General features: G+C 45.7%; 17 protein-coding genes. 6 read left to right on the top strand and 11 right to left on the bottom strand.

What is annotated here, in order from left to right:
* Position 1 precedes the first annotated feature (1 nt).
* Both apbC and AOC20_RS02830 read right to left on the bottom strand, forming a co-directional pair.
* Entirely contained in the window at positions 2-1,090 is a 1,089-nt protein-coding gene (apbC, locus tag AOC20_RS02835) for an iron-sulfur cluster carrier protein ApbC (RefSeq protein ID WP_215361289.1), read from the bottom strand.
* Positions 1,091-1,178: 88 nt separating this feature from the next.
* Positions 1,179-1,373 (bottom strand): heavy-metal-associated domain-containing protein, encoded by a 195-nt coding sequence (locus AOC20_RS02830; protein WP_251373140.1) that lies wholly within the window; start codon positions 1,371-1,373, stop codon positions 1,179-1,181.
* A 50-nt stretch (positions 1,374-1,423) separates the two neighbouring features.
* Here AOC20_RS02830 and AOC20_RS02825 point away from each other — a divergent pair, with 50 nt between their 5' ends.
* Positions 1,424-3,694, top strand: coding sequence for a heavy metal translocating P-type ATPase (locus AOC20_RS02825; RefSeq protein WP_215361286.1), 2,271 nt, complete (start codon positions 1,424-1,426; stop codon positions 3,692-3,694).
* A 28-nt stretch (positions 3,695-3,722) separates the two neighbouring features.
* Here AOC20_RS02825 and AOC20_RS02820 read toward each other — a convergent pair whose 3' ends face one another.
* A complete protein-coding gene (locus AOC20_RS02820) occupies positions 3,723-4,520 on the bottom strand; it encodes a DUF3047 domain-containing protein (protein WP_215361284.1) in 798 nt (265 codons plus the stop codon).
* Between the two features lie 47 nt (positions 4,521-4,567).
* Between AOC20_RS02820 and AOC20_RS02815 the strand changes: the two genes are divergently transcribed.
* The 5 genes from AOC20_RS02815 to AOC20_RS02795 are packed head-to-tail and all read left to right on the top strand — an operon-like array spanning position 4,568 to position 10,125.
* Positions 4,568-6,064, top strand: a complete 1,497-nt coding sequence (locus AOC20_RS02815; protein ID WP_215361283.1) for a glycosyltransferase family 39 protein — start codon at positions 4,568-4,570, stop codon at positions 6,062-6,064.
* A gap of 49 nt (positions 6,065-6,113) precedes the next feature.
* Complete coding sequence (locus AOC20_RS02810) at positions 6,114-7,157, top strand: lysylphosphatidylglycerol synthase transmembrane domain-containing protein (RefSeq protein WP_215361281.1); 1,044 nt, start codon at positions 6,114-6,116, stop codon at positions 7,155-7,157.
* Between the two features lie 17 nt (positions 7,158-7,174).
* Positions 7,175-8,434 (top strand): glycosyltransferase family 9 protein, encoded by a 1,260-nt coding sequence (locus AOC20_RS02805; protein ID WP_215361280.1) that lies wholly within the window; start codon positions 7,175-7,177, stop codon positions 8,432-8,434.
* Between the two features lie 5 nt (positions 8,435-8,439).
* Positions 8,440-9,231: a phosphatase PAP2 family protein gene (locus AOC20_RS02800; protein ID WP_215361279.1), complete on the top strand. Its 792-nt coding sequence runs from the start codon at positions 8,440-8,442 to the stop codon at positions 9,229-9,231.
* A gap of 6 nt (positions 9,232-9,237) precedes the next feature.
* Entirely contained in the window at positions 9,238-10,125 is an 888-nt protein-coding gene (locus AOC20_RS02795) for a 23S rRNA (adenine(2030)-N(6))-methyltransferase RlmJ (RefSeq protein WP_215361278.1), read from the top strand.
* Here the strand turns inward: AOC20_RS02795 and AOC20_RS02790 are convergent.
* The 8 genes from AOC20_RS02790 to AOC20_RS02755 form a co-directional block, all read right to left on the bottom strand.
* On the bottom strand, positions 10,122-10,688 hold the full coding sequence (locus AOC20_RS02790; RefSeq protein WP_215361275.1) for an SOUL family heme-binding protein: 567 nt from the start codon (positions 10,686-10,688) through the stop codon (positions 10,122-10,124). The genes AOC20_RS02795 and AOC20_RS02790 overlap by 4 nt on opposite strands.
* A gap of 79 nt (positions 10,689-10,767) precedes the next feature.
* A complete protein-coding gene (locus AOC20_RS02785) occupies positions 10,768-11,709 on the bottom strand; it encodes an LD-carboxypeptidase (RefSeq protein WP_215361274.1) in 942 nt (313 codons plus the stop codon).
* Positions 11,706-12,164: a tRNA adenosine(34) deaminase TadA gene (tadA, locus tag AOC20_RS02780; protein WP_215361273.1), complete on the bottom strand. Its 459-nt coding sequence runs from the start codon at positions 12,162-12,164 to the stop codon at positions 11,706-11,708. Before tadA ends, AOC20_RS02785 begins: the two co-directional genes overlap by 4 nt.
* Positions 12,165-12,629 carry a 6-carboxytetrahydropterin synthase QueD gene (gene queD / locus AOC20_RS02775; RefSeq protein ID WP_215361272.1) on the bottom strand — a complete coding sequence of 155 codons (465 nt, stop codon included), beginning with the start codon at positions 12,627-12,629 and terminating at the stop codon, positions 12,165-12,167.
* Between the two features lie 34 nt (positions 12,630-12,663).
* Positions 12,664-13,317, bottom strand: a complete 654-nt coding sequence (gene queE, locus AOC20_RS02770) for a 7-carboxy-7-deazaguanine synthase (protein ID WP_215361270.1) — start codon at positions 13,315-13,317, stop codon at positions 12,664-12,666.
* 28 nt (positions 13,318-13,345) lie between these two features.
* Entirely contained in the window at positions 13,346-14,074 is a 729-nt protein-coding gene (locus AOC20_RS02765) for a hypothetical protein (RefSeq protein ID WP_215361268.1), read from the bottom strand.
* 28 nt (positions 14,075-14,102) lie between these two features.
* Complete coding sequence (locus AOC20_RS02760) at positions 14,103-16,001, bottom strand: B12-binding domain-containing radical SAM protein (protein ID WP_215361266.1); 1,899 nt, start codon at positions 15,999-16,001, stop codon at positions 14,103-14,105.
* 9 nt (positions 16,002-16,010) lie between these two features.
* A complete protein-coding gene (locus AOC20_RS02755) occupies positions 16,011-16,808 on the bottom strand; it encodes a ferritin-like domain-containing protein (protein ID WP_215361263.1) in 798 nt (265 codons plus the stop codon).
* Positions 16,809-16,811: the final 3 nt, after the last annotated feature.

The raw sequence follows: 16,811 nt of genomic DNA, 5'->3' as shown, positions 1-16,811 counted from the left end.
CTTAAGTGTTCTGAACCACAATGCTCGGAAATTTACTGCTCATATCTTTAGATAGAGTAGCAACACGGATAGCAACCTGTCTAGCAATACCTTTATAGATAGCACTAATTGCACCATCAGGGTCTGCAACGACAGTTGGGCGCCCTGCATCAGCCTGCTCACGAATTGAAAGATTCAAAGGCAAAGATCCCAGGAAATCGACCCCATACTCTTGACACATTTTCTGTCCACCGCCAGTGCCAAATACATGCTCTTCGTGTCCGCACTTTGTACAAACGTAAGTACTCATGTTTTCAATAATGCCAATAATAGGCACGCCTACCTTCTCAAACATCTTCAAACCTTTACGAGCATCAAGCAAAGCAATATCCTGAGGCGTGGTGACGATGACAGATCCTGTAACGGGAACCTTTTGTGCCAACGTCAGCTGAATATCACCTGTACCGGGCGGCATATCCACTATTAAATAATCCAAATCACGCCATCGAGTTTGACGGAGCAACTGCTCGAGCGCTGAAGTCACCATCGGGCCACGCCAAACCATTGGCGCATCATCATCAATCAAGAAACCGATTGAGCTAGCCTGTAAGCCATATGCTTCCATCGGCTCAATCGTATTTTCTTCAATAGAGTCTGGTCTACCAGTAATACCCAACATCATTGGCTGACTCGGTCCGTAAATGTCTGCATCCAAAATACCAACTTGAGCACCTTCTGCAGCAAGAGCTAGCGCTAAGTTCACTGCTGTTGTGGACTTGCCAACCCCGCCCTTGCCACTCGCTACTGCAATAATATTTTTTACACCTGGCAACAGCTTCACGCCACGCTGAACTGCATGCGCCACAATCTGACTGGAGATATTGATACTGACATTTTTTACGCCTGGTAACTCACGCAAGGCATTGATCACTGATTTACGCATCGAATCAAACTGACTTTTTGCAGGATAGCCCAACACGATATCCAAAGAAATATCGCCATCTTCTACACGGAGATTTTTAACGTTTTTAGCAGTAACAAAATCAATCTTTGTATTCGGATCAATTAAGTTCTTAAGTGCGCCCTGAACAGCTTCTACAGTTACTGACACTACCTTCTCCTAGGATATGTAATATTTATGAATGGTAGGTAGATTAACCGCGCCAGCAAAAAATTGCTTACCACCACTATGTTTTAGCTTAATTAGATACGGGAAACCCAGCATCCGCGATCAATTGACCAGCCTCGTCTGCGCTAAGGGACGTTTGGAGGGTAACTATTTGCGTTGCTAAATCCACCTGAACGATGGCTGCCGGATCCTGGGTTTGGATCGCTCTTGTTACGGCATTAATACAGCCGCCACAGGTCATACCGGATACTTTTAAACTCAACATAAAGGCCTTTTGTTCTCAATATGGCTTTGATGCAGTAGATTATCTTCTATATGACCCCCCAAAAAGACAGCAATACACAGCTATTTACGCTAGACATCGGCGGAATGACCTGTGCCTCCTGTGTTGGCAGGGTTGAAAAGGCCTTAGATAAGATCCCGGGAGTGGAAGCAGCTAGCGTGAATTTGGCGACTGAACAGGCCAAAGTACGCCTCAAGGTAAATTCCGAGACCTCTCTTGGTGAGGTCATCGCTCTAGTTCAGAAAACAGGCTACACAGCCCAACTCAGCACCCCTCATCAAATCCCTGAATTAGCGCCCTCTAAATTATTCTGGGGAAGTGACGGTTTGGGCCGAGTCATTCTGGGTTTTGGTCTTTCCGCTCCGCTCTTTTTGCCCATGCTCCTAATGCCTTTTGGTATTCATTGGGCCCTCGCCCCCAAATGGCAGTTATTACTTGCAACCCCAGTTCAATTCTTTTTGGGCTGGCGCTTTTACAAAGCAGGCTTTAAATCCTTAATGTCAGGTGTTGGCAATATGGATTTGCTAGTAGCCTTGGGTACAAGTGCCGCATATGGTTTAAGCGTTTACCAAATGGCAAGCTCTGCACATGCAGTGCATGAACTGTACTTTGAGGGATCCGCGGTCATCATTTGCATGGTCATACTTGGCAAATGGTTAGAAGCTAGAGCGAAGCAACAAACTAGTGAAGCGATACGTGCTTTGCAAAAGCTTTGGCCAGAACATGCCAAAGTCATCGACCGGAGCATTGTCATTACCGAGAGCTCTCCGCTAGATCAATTTCGTGATCTTCCATTAGATCAAGTATTCCCAAAAGATCGTATCTTGGTGCTACCTGGGGAACGCATTCCTGTAGACGGAATTATTTTGCTTGGCAATAGTCATATCGATGAATCACTTCTCACAGGAGAAAGTGCTCCTATTAAAAAGCACGTCGGCGAAAAAGTCATCGGCGGCTCTCTCAATGGTGAGAGCCTATTGGTTATTGAAGCCCAAGCAGTCGGGGTTGAAAGCGTTCTATCAAAAATCATCTCCATGGTGGAGGATGCGCAAACTCAAAAAGCGCCTATACAAAAATTGGTAGATCAAGTCAGCGCCATTTTTGTTCCCAGCGTGATTGGGATTGCACTCATCACTGGATTGGTAAATTGGTTTTATTTAGACTCAGCATCAATAGCTATTTTGCGAGCAGTCTCTGTTCTCGTGATTGCATGCCCTTGCGCTTTAGGTCTTGCAACCCCAGCAGCCATCATGGCGGGTACTGGCGTTGCAGCACGCTTCGGTATTTTAATTAAAGACCCACAAGTTTTAGAGTTAGCGCATCGCTTAAATGTCGTTGCCTTTGATAAAACTGGTACGTTGACTGTTGGCAAACCAAGATTGCTAGAGATCATTCCGTTTTCGAGCGCATTTAGTAAGGATGACATCCTGGCAACTGCGGCAGGCCTGCAACTTGGCAGCGAGCACCCTCTTGCAAAGGCGCTTTTAGATTCTGCTAAGCAACGAGGTCTAAGTCCCATTACCCCAACAGAGAGCAAGGCTCTGCCTGGCATTGGCATTAGCGGTCAACCGAGTGGCGGCAATTGGATTGGTCAGAGCCTTGCCCTACAAAGCATTGCGTCCTTAGAGGATGGACCCCATCACCATGCAATTCTAGAAAATGCACAAGTTTGTTTTGATGCGGGGCAAACTGTTTCCGTGTTGATGAATAACCAATCAACCGCATCATTACCGATCGCACTCATCACTTTTGGTGATGAACTCAAAGACAATGCTAAAGAAGCTATCTCATCGTTGTGTGCTCTACATATTCACACAGTTATGCTGTCTGGTGACAATATCGCCGCAGCAAATCGTGTTGCAAAATCGATTGGCATTGAAGAAGTATTTGCACAAGTGATGCCGAGCGATAAAGCAGCGGTGATTCGCAAGCTCCAATCAAAAGATGGGCAACGTCAATTTGTGGCCATGGTTGGCGATGGTGTGAACGATGCACCTGCTCTAGCAACTGCAGATGTGGGGTTGGCAATGTCCACGGGCACCGATGTAGCCATGCAAGCAGCTGGGATCACTTTAATGCGAGGTGACCCAACCTTAGTGGCAAATGCGATTGATATCTCCAAGCGGACATGGAAAAAGATTGAGCAAAATTTATTTTGGGCGTTTATCTTCAATACCACAGGCATCCCTTTGGCCGCTCTAGGCTATCTCTCGCCGATGCTGGCTGGCAGCGCTATGGCCCTGTCAAGCTTTTGCGTGCTCAGCAATGCACTGCTGCTAAAACGATGGCGCCCTGCCCGCTAATAAACAGTCAATATTTTTAACGCTCTATTTATTTCTGATTCTTTCGAATCAATTCAATATCACCATAAAAAGCACGCACCTCTGACTTGGTGTTGTCCGTATCGGTGAGCAAGGCAATACCAATCACCTCCCCTGGCGCTTCTCCATAAGCCCTTTTATAGTCAGCCGCTAAGTCGCGCTGATGCTTATGCCATTGACCTAAATTATCCCAACCAGAATCCACCACAATCATTTTGATGCGAGAGGTATGAGCATTGGTAATAATGGTATCCACTGGAGATTTCCCAGACCAGATATACATCAGGGTTGCAAAAGGCATCTCTTGTCCACTGATAAGATGAGCCATCTCAAAAGTCATTTTTTCTTTTAAAGATAGTTTTGATTTATTACCATCAAATGCAACCAAGATGCGCAGGGGTGCATCATCAGCATACCCATCAGCATTGTCAGCATTCACAATTGGGTTAGTAGCCTTCCACTCCCACTGCAGCAATAAATTTGTAGCCTGACGCGGGCGCAACTTAACAGCCAGTCCAGAGGCAGATGTCTTAGAGTTGGCACTGAGCACTGTTTTACCTTGATAGTTTTCAAGGCGATATACGGTGTTCTTTTTAAATGGCGCGATGCGATAGAAATTCCAACCATGAGGCATACCATCACGCGCAGTTTCAACCGAGAACTTGGGTAGCTCATCTTGGGCCGGCAACTGATCCACATTAAACGCTTGCCCAGCCTCGTTTTGCACAGAATCGCCACTCAGTCCAGCGCATCCAGTCAAAAATAGGACTGTGCTGATGATTGAAAGTAGGGAGACTTGCTTCAACATACTTCAATTGTCCCAAAGAATGTTCTCTGTGAGTCTAAAATCCTCTTATGCGTCATCAATCACCTTCCAGCTGGGCTGCAATCTGCATCTTGATTGCCGCGGCCGTGCATCTGGCTTTGGGCTTTTCAATCGAGTTTTCAGTAGATGAGGCGCACTATGCCTTGTACGCCCAAAATCTCGCCTGGAGCTATTTTGATCACCCACCGTTGGTTGGTTGGATTCAGTGGCCTCTAGTAGCACTAACATCCTCAGAGGGCATCATTCGTCTAATTCCAGAACTACTGTGGATTATTTCTTCTTACTTGGTCTATCGAGTAACGGTTGAAGTACACCACTTTATTCGCGGTCGTAACGCAGGTTATCTAACAAGTGCATTGCCATCGGCAAACTTATGTGGATTGATGGCAGTCTTGATTGTTATTGCTGCGCCCATGTTGCATATATTGGCGATTGGCTTGCTACCAGATACATTATTGGCACCTTTAAGTCTTGGCTTGATGTGGATGGCGCTACGTTGGTTGAGCAAAGATCAATTTAGTATTGGCGACTGGATTATTACCGGCATGCTTCTGGGTCTAGCAGGCTTAAGCAAGTACACAGCTGCTTTTACTGCAATTGCATTGTTATTAGTATTTCTGAGTACCCCCAGAAAACCATGGATTACTAAAGTAGGTTTTTGGTTGGCTGTCATCTGTGCTTTATTGCTGATCACCCCCGTCCTCTACTGGAATTGGACCAACGATTGGATTTCCTTTAAATACCAACTAGCCCATGGCAGCGGCGGCGAATGGCTCTGGCGCAGGTTGGGTGCTTATATTGGTATTCAGATACTTGTCTTTGGTCCCCTCTTTCTCTTGGGGTCTTTTGTATTTTTAAAAGACTGTATGCATGCAACAAAACTGTCATTGCTTGCACTCTTCGGATTCTTCTTAATTCCGTTTGTTATTTTTGTCAGCCTTTCTGGTGGCGGTGGACTTCCTCACTGGACTTCACCCGCATGGTTTTGTCTGGCGCCATTTGCCGGAATTGGTTTAGCAAGGGCTTGGGCTACGCAACATCGGTTTTGGATTCGTATTTTATTTTTTATCCAAATCGCTCTGTGTTGCATTGGCTTTGGATATGTGTTGTCCGGCGGCATTAGCTCGGCATCCATCAAATCGAATCCTATTGCTGACTTATATGGCTGGAAAGTGGCGGGCCAAAAAGCAGCTGAGCTAGCGAAAGCCACCAAAGCCAATGGCATTGCAGTTCAAAACTGGACCTTGGGTAGTCGCGCAGCCTGGTACGCATCACCAACTCCAGTATTTGTTTTAGATCAGCGACAAGATCAGTTTGACCTTTGGTTTGGAGATTTGCCTTCAGGGGCAAATGTGCTCCTGATTAACTGGTCAGGCATGCAATATTCCTTACCAGTTGGCAATAAATCAGCCTTTGAAGCCTGTGAGCCCTTGGACAGCCTAGAAATTGAGCGGTTTGGCCGAGTTTTATCGAAATTTGACTTTAGCCTTTGCAGTAATTGGCGAGGCCCTGGCCGCGCGGAGTAATACCCCCAAATTCAAGACCTTAGGCGCCTAAGGCATTATCCTTACGCTTATGAGTTCACAAGCCCAGCCAACCCCTAAAACCCAATCGGGGTGGAAATCCATCCTGAAGCGAGCTTGGCCCACTATTCGCGTTCTGCTCTCCATTGCCCTACTCTGGAAAGCAACGAGTGGAATTGATTGGCACTCACTCTTTGATGCCCATATTCAGATGCAACCTTTATGGTTCTTAGCGGCACTGGCTAGCATGACTTGCGCCTTTGTTTGCGGTGGATATCGTTGGGGATTATTTATGCAGGCCGTAGGATTTCCACGCCGTATCCGATCCTATATTGGACTCTATTTTGCAGGCGGCTTAATTAATCAAGGTCTACCAAGTACATTGGGCGGTGACAGTTACCGCGCAATCACTGCTACCCATCTAACTAGCACCGGCAATTTATCCGAAACTAAAGAGTTAGATGAAGAACTTCATCACTCAGTAGATCTTGAACACGCGACACCAAAATTACGCTTGAGTTTTGCGATGGTATTAGTTGATCGCCTACTAGGCTTAGCTGGTAATAATTTACTTGGTGCAATAGGCTTGATATTAGGCGGTGCCACACTTGCTGCATGGGGCAAGGATTTAGGTTATGCAGTCCTGTTTGTAATGCTATTAGCCGGTGTAGCAATTGCACTGATCTTGGCTTGGGCTCCTAGCAAGCAGCTTCTGCAAAAATTTTTAGATCGCTTCAATATGAATAACGCAATGCCAGGCATCAATCTCGCATTTGCATGGCCCAATAACATTGCTCAAGCATGCTTAGCAATTGGCATTCACTTCCTCACTATTTTGACTCTGCTGTTTTGTCTCAAGGCTTATGGGGTAGACGCACCTATTGAAGGCCTCATGATTGGATTGCCCGCTCTGAGCTTGCTGCTGATGCTGCCAATCAGCATCTCTGGCTGGGGATTGCGTGAAGCTACACTGTCATCAGTCTTGGCGTTGTGGGGTGTTAATCCCTCATTAACTGTTCTAGCCTCTATTAGCTACGGTGCAATCACTGTTGTATCAGTTTTGCCCGGTGCCTATTTTTTATTAAAACGTAAGTAATTCTGTAGAGTAAAGCCATGACTATTAGCGTCAACACAATGCGCGCCATCGATCACTGGGTCGGAGTACCGCTTTGCGCAATCGTTAGCCCATTTATCGCCTTGATAGATGCTGTAAAAAACCTATTTAGCCGTGGCCCAGAAACACCCAAAAAATTACTATTTATTGAGCTCTCAGAAATGGGTAGCGCTATTTTGGTTGACCCGGCCATGCGAAATGCACAAGCACGTGGGGCTGAATTATTTTTCTTGATCTTTAAAAGCAATCGAGCCAGCTTAACCCTGCTAAATACTGTGAAGCCAGAGAATATCTTCACAATTGACTCTTCAAGCTTGGTTGGACTAATTAAAGATACCCTGCGTTTTTTGATTATTGCGCGTAAGCACCGCATCGATACTGTCATTGACTTGGAATTGTTTTCTCGTTTTACCGCCCTACTGACCGGTATGTGTGGCGCACGTCGTCGCGTGGGTTATCACATCTTTCATGGTGAAGGTTTATGGCGCGGGTTCATGCTAACTCGTAAGGTACATTACAACCCGCATATTCACATTACAAAAAATTTCATATCTTTAATTCATGCGGCTTTTGCTCAGAAGATAGAAGTGCCTTTTAGCAAGATTGAGATTCCAGACTCTGAAGTTCGTTTGGAACAAGCCATCATCGATCCAAGCGCTTTAGAAAAAGTTCGTGAGCGCATCGAAAAATTGGCCAAAGAAGCGAATATTCATTACACACCAGGCAAAGAACGTCTTATTCTGATTAATCCGAATGCAAGTGACTTACTCCCACAGCGTCGTTGGGCTCAACAGCGTTTTTCTGAATTGATTCAGGCAATTCACCAGCAATATCCAAATGATTTGATACTGATTACTGGATCACCCGCTGAATTAGCCTATGTCGAAAAGGTTCGTACTGTAGCGAATGTTAAAAATGCCCTGAACTTTGCCGGGCAAGTAAGTTTCGCTGAATTACCGCCCCTCTACACACTGTCAGATGTCATGGTGACCAATGATTCTGGTCCTGGACACTTTTCAGCAGTGACACCATTGAGAACTGTAGTTCTTTTTGGGCCTGAGACTCCAGCACTGTATGGCTCGGTTGGAAACTCTATTGCGATTACTGCAAACCTAGCCTGCTCGCCTTGTGTGAGTGCCGCCAATCATCGTAAGACACCTTGTCATGACAACGTGTGCATGCAAGCCATCACCGTTCCGCAGGTTCTAGATAAAGTGATTAAACAGTTACAAGATGCAGATAAGGCTAAGGCTCACTAAGTCCAATGGGCAACAAAGCAATTTCTAAGTTTGCGTGGTTTATTCCGTTAGCGCCTCTCGCACTCGCTGGTGCCATTTACTTTGGCGAATTTCAAAGTAGTAGTTTTTTATTCATCAACCGATTTACCCAATTACTACCAGATACCCTTTGGGCTTGGCTGACTTTTTTAGGCAATGGCTGGGGTATTTTTGCAATCGCCTTTCCACTGTTATTACTAGCACCGAGAATGCTGTCTGCCGGTATTTTTGCCGGTGCAATTGCAGCATTAGTGAGCCCTGTTTTAAAAGGCTTTTTTAAGCTTCCAAGGCCTGCTGGCGTCCTAACTGATGGAAGTTTTTATCGCATCGGTGAAGTACTACTGCATAAAGCCTTCCCATCCGGCCATACGCTCACTGCATTTGCAATTGCAAGCGCCTTTTATTTCTCTGCAGACAGGGATAAAAGGGCTCCGCTTACCCTTTTGTTTGTGCTCGCTGCATTGGTAGGACTATCGCGCAATGCAGTAGGGGCACACTGGCTCACCGATGTTTTAGGCGGCGCTGGATTTGGTATTTGGTGCGGTATGATCGGCGCCCTACTCGCCAATCAATTTTCTAAAAGTCAACTTGGTCCCAAAAAATTTTGGGCACGTCTGATTGCGTTTGGTGGAGTTGTGGCAATGTATGCTCACCTCAATCAAACTATGGATCTAGCACTGAATCTTCCGTTGCAATACTTATCAATTGCGATTGTGGGCTCTACGCTTGTCTTCTTTGTCAAAGCGCAATTTACTCAAGTACCCTACAAAACAGAATGATTCACAATGTTTAGCTATCGACATGCATTTCATGCAGGAAGCCACGCAGATATTCTGAAGCATCTGACGCTAATTCATTTGGTTGATTATTTGCAAGAAAAGCCTGGCGCGCTAACGATTGTTGATACCCATGCTGGCGCTGGCATATACAGTCTGCAAGATGGATTTTCCACAGTGAGTAAAGAAGCAGATGGTGGAATCTTCCGCCTTTATCAATATCTTGAAACGTGTAAACAAGCAAACGCGCCGATCCCAGAGAGTATTCAAGAGTATTTGAAATGTATTGATGTTGAAAATATAGAAGGCAGTCTCATTACGTACCCTGGCTCTCCCTTCATTCTGGCTCGTCTATTGCGCCCGCAAGACCGTCTGAAATTATTTGAATTGCATCCCAAAGAGATTGATATTCTTCGCCACAATATTGGTGAATTAAAGCAGTCCAAACAGATTGATATTTACGCCGAGGATAGCTTTGCCAGACTCAAGGGCCTATTGCCTCCGCCTAGTCGTCGCGGCCTAGTCTTAATTGACCCGTCTTACGAAGACAAGCAAGACTATCGCTATCTTGAGATTGCTATGGAAGAGGCCTTACAACGCTTTGCTACAGGCTGCTATGCAATTTGGTACCCCGTAATCTCAAGGAGAGAATCGATAGCCCTGCCAGATCGTCTAAAAAAGATTGCTGCTGCCCATAAGCGCTCTTGGCTACACACAGAATTGCGTGTTGAAAATGCCCCTGGTGAGCGTCGTTTACAAGCTAGCGGGATGTTCATCATCAATCCACCATGGACCCTAGAAAAACACTTGGCTCAAGCACTGCCAACACTAACTAAAGCCTTAGGAATAACTGGTGGTGGCCAATTTTTACTAAAGAGCTTTGAAGCCAAGAACTAGTCACGCAGATTAATCATGACCTCATTGCGCCGCATGAATGGCAATGTCCATGGCGGGTTGTAGCGCGCAAAATTAGGAGCTCCTGAACCTTGCAGGTTGCGCACCTGCATCCACTGCTCAAGCTCTAGCGTTTTCACTGCGACTTTTTGCTGGCTATAGAAACCAGTAAAACTAATCACCGCTTTTTTTACTGCTGGAATTTGACGCAACTGCACTAGCGGATTGATCGGCTTAGGTATCGATTCCATTGAATACTCAGCAGGCATCACAAATGATACAGTCCATTTGCCTGCTTTAGACTCGATTCCAACTGGTGCAGTCATAGCAATCTTTGCGTTCTTGACAGCTTGATCTTCAACTGTCACTGGCGCAGTCATTGCGATTTTTTCATTTACTTGATTCTGACCAAAAATATAGCCGGCAATCAAGCGAAACCCCTGGCTTGAAGCCTCATCTAAATCGCCCTCTACCTGAACCTCAGCCACAATCATTGGTGCATAGAGTCGGACTTCAAAAGGAGGTTCTTTTTCAAGTACAGAATATTTTGGCTCTTCAGTTGCCATTGCTGCCCCTATAAACATGAGCGCAATTGAAATGAGAGCGCCTTTTAAAAAAGAATGGCTCAAACGATTTCCTATGTGATCACCATTGCGCTACGATTTCAAACCCACTTGTAGTGAAATTTAAGTTTGCTTTTGCGCCAACCGGCAGAGTTAATTTATTGGCTTGGTGACCAAATGGTAGACCCGTCAATATTGGAATTTCTTGTGGCAAACGTTTACGAATTGCGTCAATTGCACGCTCAAGAGAATATCCCTTGTCGTTATCGTATAGACGATAGGCAGAAAATCCTCCCAGCAAGATGGCGCCCTGATTGGAAAGAATCCCAGCATCCATGAGCTGCATCAGCATGCGCTCAATTCGATAAGGATGCTCATTGACATCTTCTAGGAACAAGATGCCGCCCTGTGTTTGCGCAATATTTGGGAGGTATGGAGTAGCAACGAGACCAGCCAATACCGTTAAATTGCCGCCCCACAATAAACCCGTTAGCGAACTCTCTTTTACTTTACCCAAAAAGGATTGGGGACTAGAAACCCGACATTCCAGCTTGCGATTCTCAACAGCATTCTGAAAGTGCTGCCACATAAATGCATCTGGAACTTCTGGAGCACCATCATCGCCCAGGCGCCCAAAGTCGTAATTGAGCATTGGGCCAGCCAAAGTAATTGCGCCAGTCTTTGCCAATAAGCCCAATTGAAAAACAGTGAAGTCGCTATGACCACATATCTGAATCCCATTTTGAACTGACTTTGCAATTGCGTCCCACTGGATTCCGGGAAGCAAGCGATGAAGACCATAACCTCCGCGCATAGCCATGACTAGGGTCGACTCCAACTGGGGAATACCATTTAATTCGGCAAGGCGCTCTTCGTCATTACCAGCGAAGCGTTCATATACTCGATGTACACAATCTGTATTTTGCACGGCAATAGCCTGACTCCCCAACCAGTCAATACCGGCTTGAGGACTTTTACTATCTAAACTTGCTCCAGAGGGAGCAATGAGGTGAATAGATTTCAACGTCGCCCCTTAAAAAAAACACGTAGCAATTGACCACACTCTTCACTCATGATGCCACCTTCAACGCTAGTCTGGTGATTAATCTGCTTAGAAGAAAATAGATCTAGTACGCCGCCAGCTGCACCCGTCTTTAGATCAGGTGCGCCATAAACCACCCGTTCTACTCTAGCATGAAGCATTGCACCGGAACACATGGCACAAGGCTCTAAAGTGACATATAGAGTACTGCCAGGAATGCGGTAATTTTGCTCGGTCAAAGCAGCTTCTCGTAACGCCAGCATTTCAGCATGCGCACTAGGATCATGAGTAGCAATCGGCTTATTAAACGCCCTGGAAATAACTTGACCATCCTTAACTATTACGGCCCCAACAGGAACCTCGCCCGCTTGCGCTGCCAACTGAGCTTGCTCAATTGCCATGCGCATATATTGCAGGTCAAGCTCTGCTTGAGTCATTTAAGCAGGATGAACATCGGCCCAACAATTAGGCGTCTCGTACAAACGGATGGAAGAGAGCTCCAAGCGACCACCAAATGCTTTGCTAAATACTGGTTGCAAAATGGCAAAGGCAGCGTTAGCAAGATTTTCAACGGTTGGTACATGCTCCATGATGACTGTCTTGTGATTGGGCAGCGTTGCCAAGAAAGCCACCAAGCCCTCATCCTCTTTTGCCACTAAAAATGCATGGTCCCAAAGGTCAACAACGTATTGATTTGTTAAACGTTTGATATCTCCGAAGTCGAGCACCATTCCATCATCTGCTTTACCAGGATGATCCGCCACCTCACCAGTGAGTGTGACTTCAATGGCATAGCGATGTCCGTGCAAATGACGGCATTGACCATCATGGTTAGGAATTCGATGTCCCGAATCAAACTCAAGACGACGCGTAATGGAGATAGCAGGTTGTTTATTAGTCATTGGGTGCTTATTTAATATATTGTGCTTAGCTAAATTACCGAATCCCAATCAGTTTATGGGATTGCAGGCTCAACCTCCATAAGGGACGTTTTTGACACAAGCTTACCGCTAATTCAGTATTACTTTTCAGATTTGGGCCATCCATGGGTTGCAAGAAGCGATTGCGATAATCCATCCCCTCAAAACGAGCCATCAACTTCTCTAATGGCTGATGCTTGTCTTGCGGAATCACCAGCTTTAACTCATCCGCCTGGAGAACGATTAACTCGGAGCCGGCCTTAGGGCTAACGCAAACCCAATCAATTCCTTTGGGGACTTTAATTGTGCCGTTCGTTTCTATAGCAACTTCAAAACCTTTTTGATGAAGTGCTGTAATTAATTCCTCATCCAATTGCAGCAGAGGCTCTCCGCCAGTGAAGACTACGTAACGTTGTTGAGGTCCTGCTGAAGTGCTGCGCCACGAAGACTCAATCGCCTCTGCCAACGCGGTAGCTGTTTCAAACTTCCCACCGCCTAAGCCATCACTACCGACAAAATCGGTATCGCAAAATTGACATACGGCAGTAGCGCGATCTTCCTCTCGCCCACTCCAAAGATTACACCCAGCAAAGCGACAAAATACTGCCGCTCTGCCAGCGTGGGTACCTTCGCCCTGGAGGGTAGGAAATAGTTCTTTTACGGTATACATAGCAATCCATCTATTTTAAGCGTATTGCCTACTTCCAAGAAATTAACTCCCACTCTAAATAATCTTCCCAGTAAGCATTTGCCCAATAAACGCCTGGCGTAATGTAACGTCCATAACTCCTTCGAATTACCCAGCGCCCCACTTCCGGGGAAAGCCAAATCTGTTCTTCGCGGTAATTTGCCACCCTAAAGACGTCCTGACTTTCAAAGTAAGGGATTTCATTTTGATATCTGAGAGTCAAAAATTCGCCAGCAGCGACAGATATGCGCTCCCATTGATAGGAATTGAGATTTATACCCCAATAGTAATTTCCATCTGGATAACCTAGAACCTGATATCTGGACCTATAAAAACCTTTCCAATTGACCGTTAATTGCTCTGGCCACAAAGGAATTGCTGTCATGAATTTTTGTGGCGGACTCCAGTGTGGATCCTGAATGACAAAACCCCAAGGTGTTTGAATCTCATCAGGTAATGGGCCTGCTTTGATGCCGACCCTAGATATTCGAACTTGCTCCCCTACCGAAACTACTTTTTCGGTGACGATATCAACTATTGCTTGATTGAATACATTGCGTACTTGATATACCCATTCCTGACCTACTTTTGGAGGTCGCACTATGGGAGTTGGATGAGGCTGCTTCTCTATGACTCCGCTTGGGAGGGGTTGAGAAGAAATACATGCCGCCAATACTAGGGGCATCATTAACAAACCAAGGCGGCAGAAAGTACTTATTTGCAAGAAGTCAGTTGCCATTCAAAGCTATCCTCCAAATTAGAAATGTTTACCGGTATAGCGCATTCTCTATGAATTTTTTTGGCACCGTTGTCTTAGGGATGGTCATCCCCAAATCATCAAACCATGACTGGGCTTTGATATCAAAGCCTACGCCATGCATATAGTTATAGATAGCTTTTTTTAATCCCCGACCCAGCGCATCATGATCAACCCCAGTGGGATCAACAAATAAAACATCATTCTTAGCAAAGGTGGTTTCTGGCAATGGGATTAATTCAATTCCATACTCTTGCGGGTTCAGGCCCACTGGAGAATGAACAGTACAGGTGAAGCGATGAAAGAATCCACTCTGAATGCAGCCATTCTCAAACAGCTGCCTGACATACTCCAGAGCATCCACTGTTTCTTGTACGGTTTGCGTAGGAAAGCCATACATCAAATAGGCATGAACTAAGATACCTGCATCCGAAAAACCTTTAGTCACTTGGGCAACCTGCTCAACAGATACACCCTTCTTCATGAGATTGAGTAAACGGTCAGACGCTACCTCAAGACCACCCGACATAGCAATACAACCGCTTTTCGCCAAGAGCTCCGCCAACTCAGAAGTAAAGGTTTTCTCAAAGCGAATATTGCCCCACCAAGAAATCAGCACCTTGCGACGAATGAGCTCTTCAGCCAAAGCCTTTAGAGCCTTGGGAGGTGCTGCTTCATCTACAAAATGAAATCCAGTTTGGCCAGTCTCAGCAACGATTTGCTCTATACGGTCTACCAGTAAGTTTGCAGATGCGGTCTCATACCGAGAAATATAGTCAAGAGATACATCGCAGAAGCTACATTTTTTCCAATAGCAACCGTGGGCAACGGTCAACTTATTCCAGCGGCCATCGCTCCACAAACGATGCATAGGATTGAGCATATCTAGAAGCGAGAGGTACGAGTCCAGCGGCAACCCATCCCAAGTAGCAGTGCCGACTTCCTCAAAAGGAATATCGGGTTCTTGCCAGTTGAGATATTTCACATGACCATTTGAGTCGCGAATAAAGGTGCGAACCAACCGCTCAGTTGAGCGCTTACCATTAAGATGCTCAAGCAAGGAGAGCAATGGTCTCTCGCCAGAATCTAAGGTGATGAAATCAACATAATCAAAAATCCGAGAATCAGATAACTCCCGCAACTCTGTGTTGACATAGCCGCCGCCTAAGGTAATCTTAATATCTGGGTAAGTTACTTTGATTACCTGAGCTATACGTAAGGCTGCATACATTGCCCCAGGGAAAGGGACAGATAGGAGTACTAAGCTTGGCTGATGACACTCTATTGCCTTAGTGGCAAGATCTTGTAAATGCAAATCCATGAGTGTTGGACTAGCCTTCAATGCATCAGCCAAAGGTGTAAAGGTAGGCTGACTGCTAGCTAACGATTCCGCATAGCGCACGAACTCAAAACGATCATCAACAGCATCGCGCAATACATCCGATAAATCATTCAAATACAGAGTTGCTAAATGACGCGCCCTATCCTGTGAGCCAAGAGCACCAAAGGCCCAAGCCAAGGGATCAGCCACTTCCTCATCATCAAATTCATCGAGGGCAACAAACCGTGGCCCTTCAGGTAAAAAATCGCGGGCATTAATCCGATGACTTAAGGTGCTATCTCTACCCTGTAAGAAGCGAATGACTGGTGAGATAGTAGATTGATAGACATCAAAATAATCCAAGAAAAAATTGACGCTGGCACTACGCCGCTCTTCAGGCACCTTAAGCGCCTCAGCATGAATTTCAGACATACCCTCTGGCGAAAAAAAACTAAGGACTAAAGCTAGTGCAAGGTCCTCTTGTACAGCATCAATGTCACGCGATCTCAAAAATCCTGTGAGATAGGCCGTAGAAGGATACGGCGTATTGAGCTGCGTCATTGGCGGGATGAGGCTTAATACCTTCATGCTTATTGACTAAGCCTCCAGAAGATTTAACTCTTCCGTTGTAAAACCTGCTTGCTTGCGAGCTTCCATATTAAATGGGGGCTTGAGAACGGGTGCTCGATATTTTGCAGCCAATTCTCGATAAGCAGTGATTGGAGAAAGATTCTCTTTGTTACACAAGAAATTAAACCAACGATTGCCTATCAGTACATGACCAATCTCGTCATGAAGAATGATCTCTAGTATCTCCACCGCGCGCACTTCTTTAATTTGCTGAAAGCGATCACGAATCGAAGGGACTGCATCAAGCCCCCGAGCCTCCATTGTTCTGGGGACAAGTGCCATTCTGGCCATCACCGAATCGGTTGTTCTCTCAACCATTTCCCACAAGCTATTGTGCGCCGGAAAATCGCCATAGGTAAATCCAAGTGCATGCAGATGCTCATTTACTAAGCTGAAGTGGTAAGCCTCCTCTTTGGCAACCTTGAGCCAATCTTCATAGTATTCCTGAGGCATATCAGGAAAGCGCCAGATCGCATCGAGCGCAAGATTCATGGCATTAAATTCAATATGGGCAAGCGAATGCAATAAGCCCGCCCTACCTTCAGGCGTATCCATTCTTCTTTTGGGAACAAGCTTAGGAAGAACCAATTCTGGCTTTAAGGGACGGCCAGGAAGAGAAAGATCTTGGGCATTAATCTTGCGCGCAAGGTCGAGAGTAATTTGTTGATTTTGATAACCATCAAACAAACTGAACAACTGAGCAACTTTATTTTGTGCATCAGTGCTTGCCAGGATTGCGAGTGCAGCTTCTCGTAATTCAAGCATGGG

This window comes from Polynucleobacter ibericus (genome assembly GCF_018687955.1).
Taxonomy (GTDB): domain Bacteria; phylum Pseudomonadota; class Gammaproteobacteria; order Burkholderiales; family Burkholderiaceae; genus Polynucleobacter; species Polynucleobacter ibericus.
Note: the sequence above shows the minus strand (reverse complement) of the source record. Positions and strands in the feature narration are given on the sequence as shown.

What these genes read in the sequence shown, in the direction of transcription:
- queD (WP_215361272.1), bottom strand. Translation starts at nt 12,629, where the DNA reads ATGACTAATAAACAACCTGCTATCTCCATTACGCGTCGTCTTGAGTTT.
- AOC20_RS02765 (WP_215361268.1), bottom strand. Translation starts at nt 14,074, where the DNA reads ATGGCAACTGACTTCTTGCAAATAAGTACTTTCTGCCGCCTTGGTTTG.
- AOC20_RS02815 (WP_215361283.1), top strand. Translation starts at nt 4,568, where the DNA reads ATGCGTCATCAATCACCTTCCAGCTGGGCTGCAATCTGCATCTTGATT.
- AOC20_RS02825 (WP_215361286.1), top strand. Translation starts at nt 1,424, where the DNA reads ATGACCCCCCAAAAAGACAGCAATACACAGCTATTTACGCTAGACATC.
- AOC20_RS02790 (WP_215361275.1), bottom strand. Translation starts at nt 10,688, where the DNA reads ATGGCAACTGAAGAGCCAAAATATTCTGTACTTGAAAAAGAACCTCCT.
- AOC20_RS02820 (WP_215361284.1), bottom strand. Translation starts at nt 4,520, where the DNA reads ATGTTGAAGCAAGTCTCCCTACTTTCAATCATCAGCACAGTCCTATTT.
- AOC20_RS02755 (WP_215361263.1), bottom strand. Translation starts at nt 16,808, where the DNA reads ATGCTTGAATTACGAGAAGCTGCACTCGCAATCCTGGCAAGCACTGAT.
- AOC20_RS02830 (WP_251373140.1), bottom strand. Translation starts at nt 1,373, where the DNA reads ATGTTGAGTTTAAAAGTATCCGGTATGACCTGTGGCGGCTGTATTAAT.
- AOC20_RS02810 (WP_215361281.1), top strand. Translation starts at nt 6,114, where the DNA reads ATGAGTTCACAAGCCCAGCCAACCCCTAAAACCCAATCGGGGTGGAAA.
- AOC20_RS02805 (WP_215361280.1), top strand. Translation starts at nt 7,175, where the DNA reads ATGACTATTAGCGTCAACACAATGCGCGCCATCGATCACTGGGTCGGA.
- AOC20_RS02795 (WP_215361278.1), top strand. Translation starts at nt 9,238, where the DNA reads ATGTTTAGCTATCGACATGCATTTCATGCAGGAAGCCACGCAGATATT.
- queE (WP_215361270.1), bottom strand. Translation starts at nt 13,317, where the DNA reads ATGTATACCGTAAAAGAACTATTTCCTACCCTCCAGGGCGAAGGTACC.
- AOC20_RS02760 (WP_215361266.1), bottom strand. Translation starts at nt 16,001, where the DNA reads ATGAAGGTATTAAGCCTCATCCCGCCAATGACGCAGCTCAATACGCCG.
- tadA (WP_215361273.1), bottom strand. Translation starts at nt 12,164, where the DNA reads ATGACTCAAGCAGAGCTTGACCTGCAATATATGCGCATGGCAATTGAG.
- AOC20_RS02800 (WP_215361279.1), top strand. Translation starts at nt 8,440, where the DNA reads ATGGGCAACAAAGCAATTTCTAAGTTTGCGTGGTTTATTCCGTTAGCG.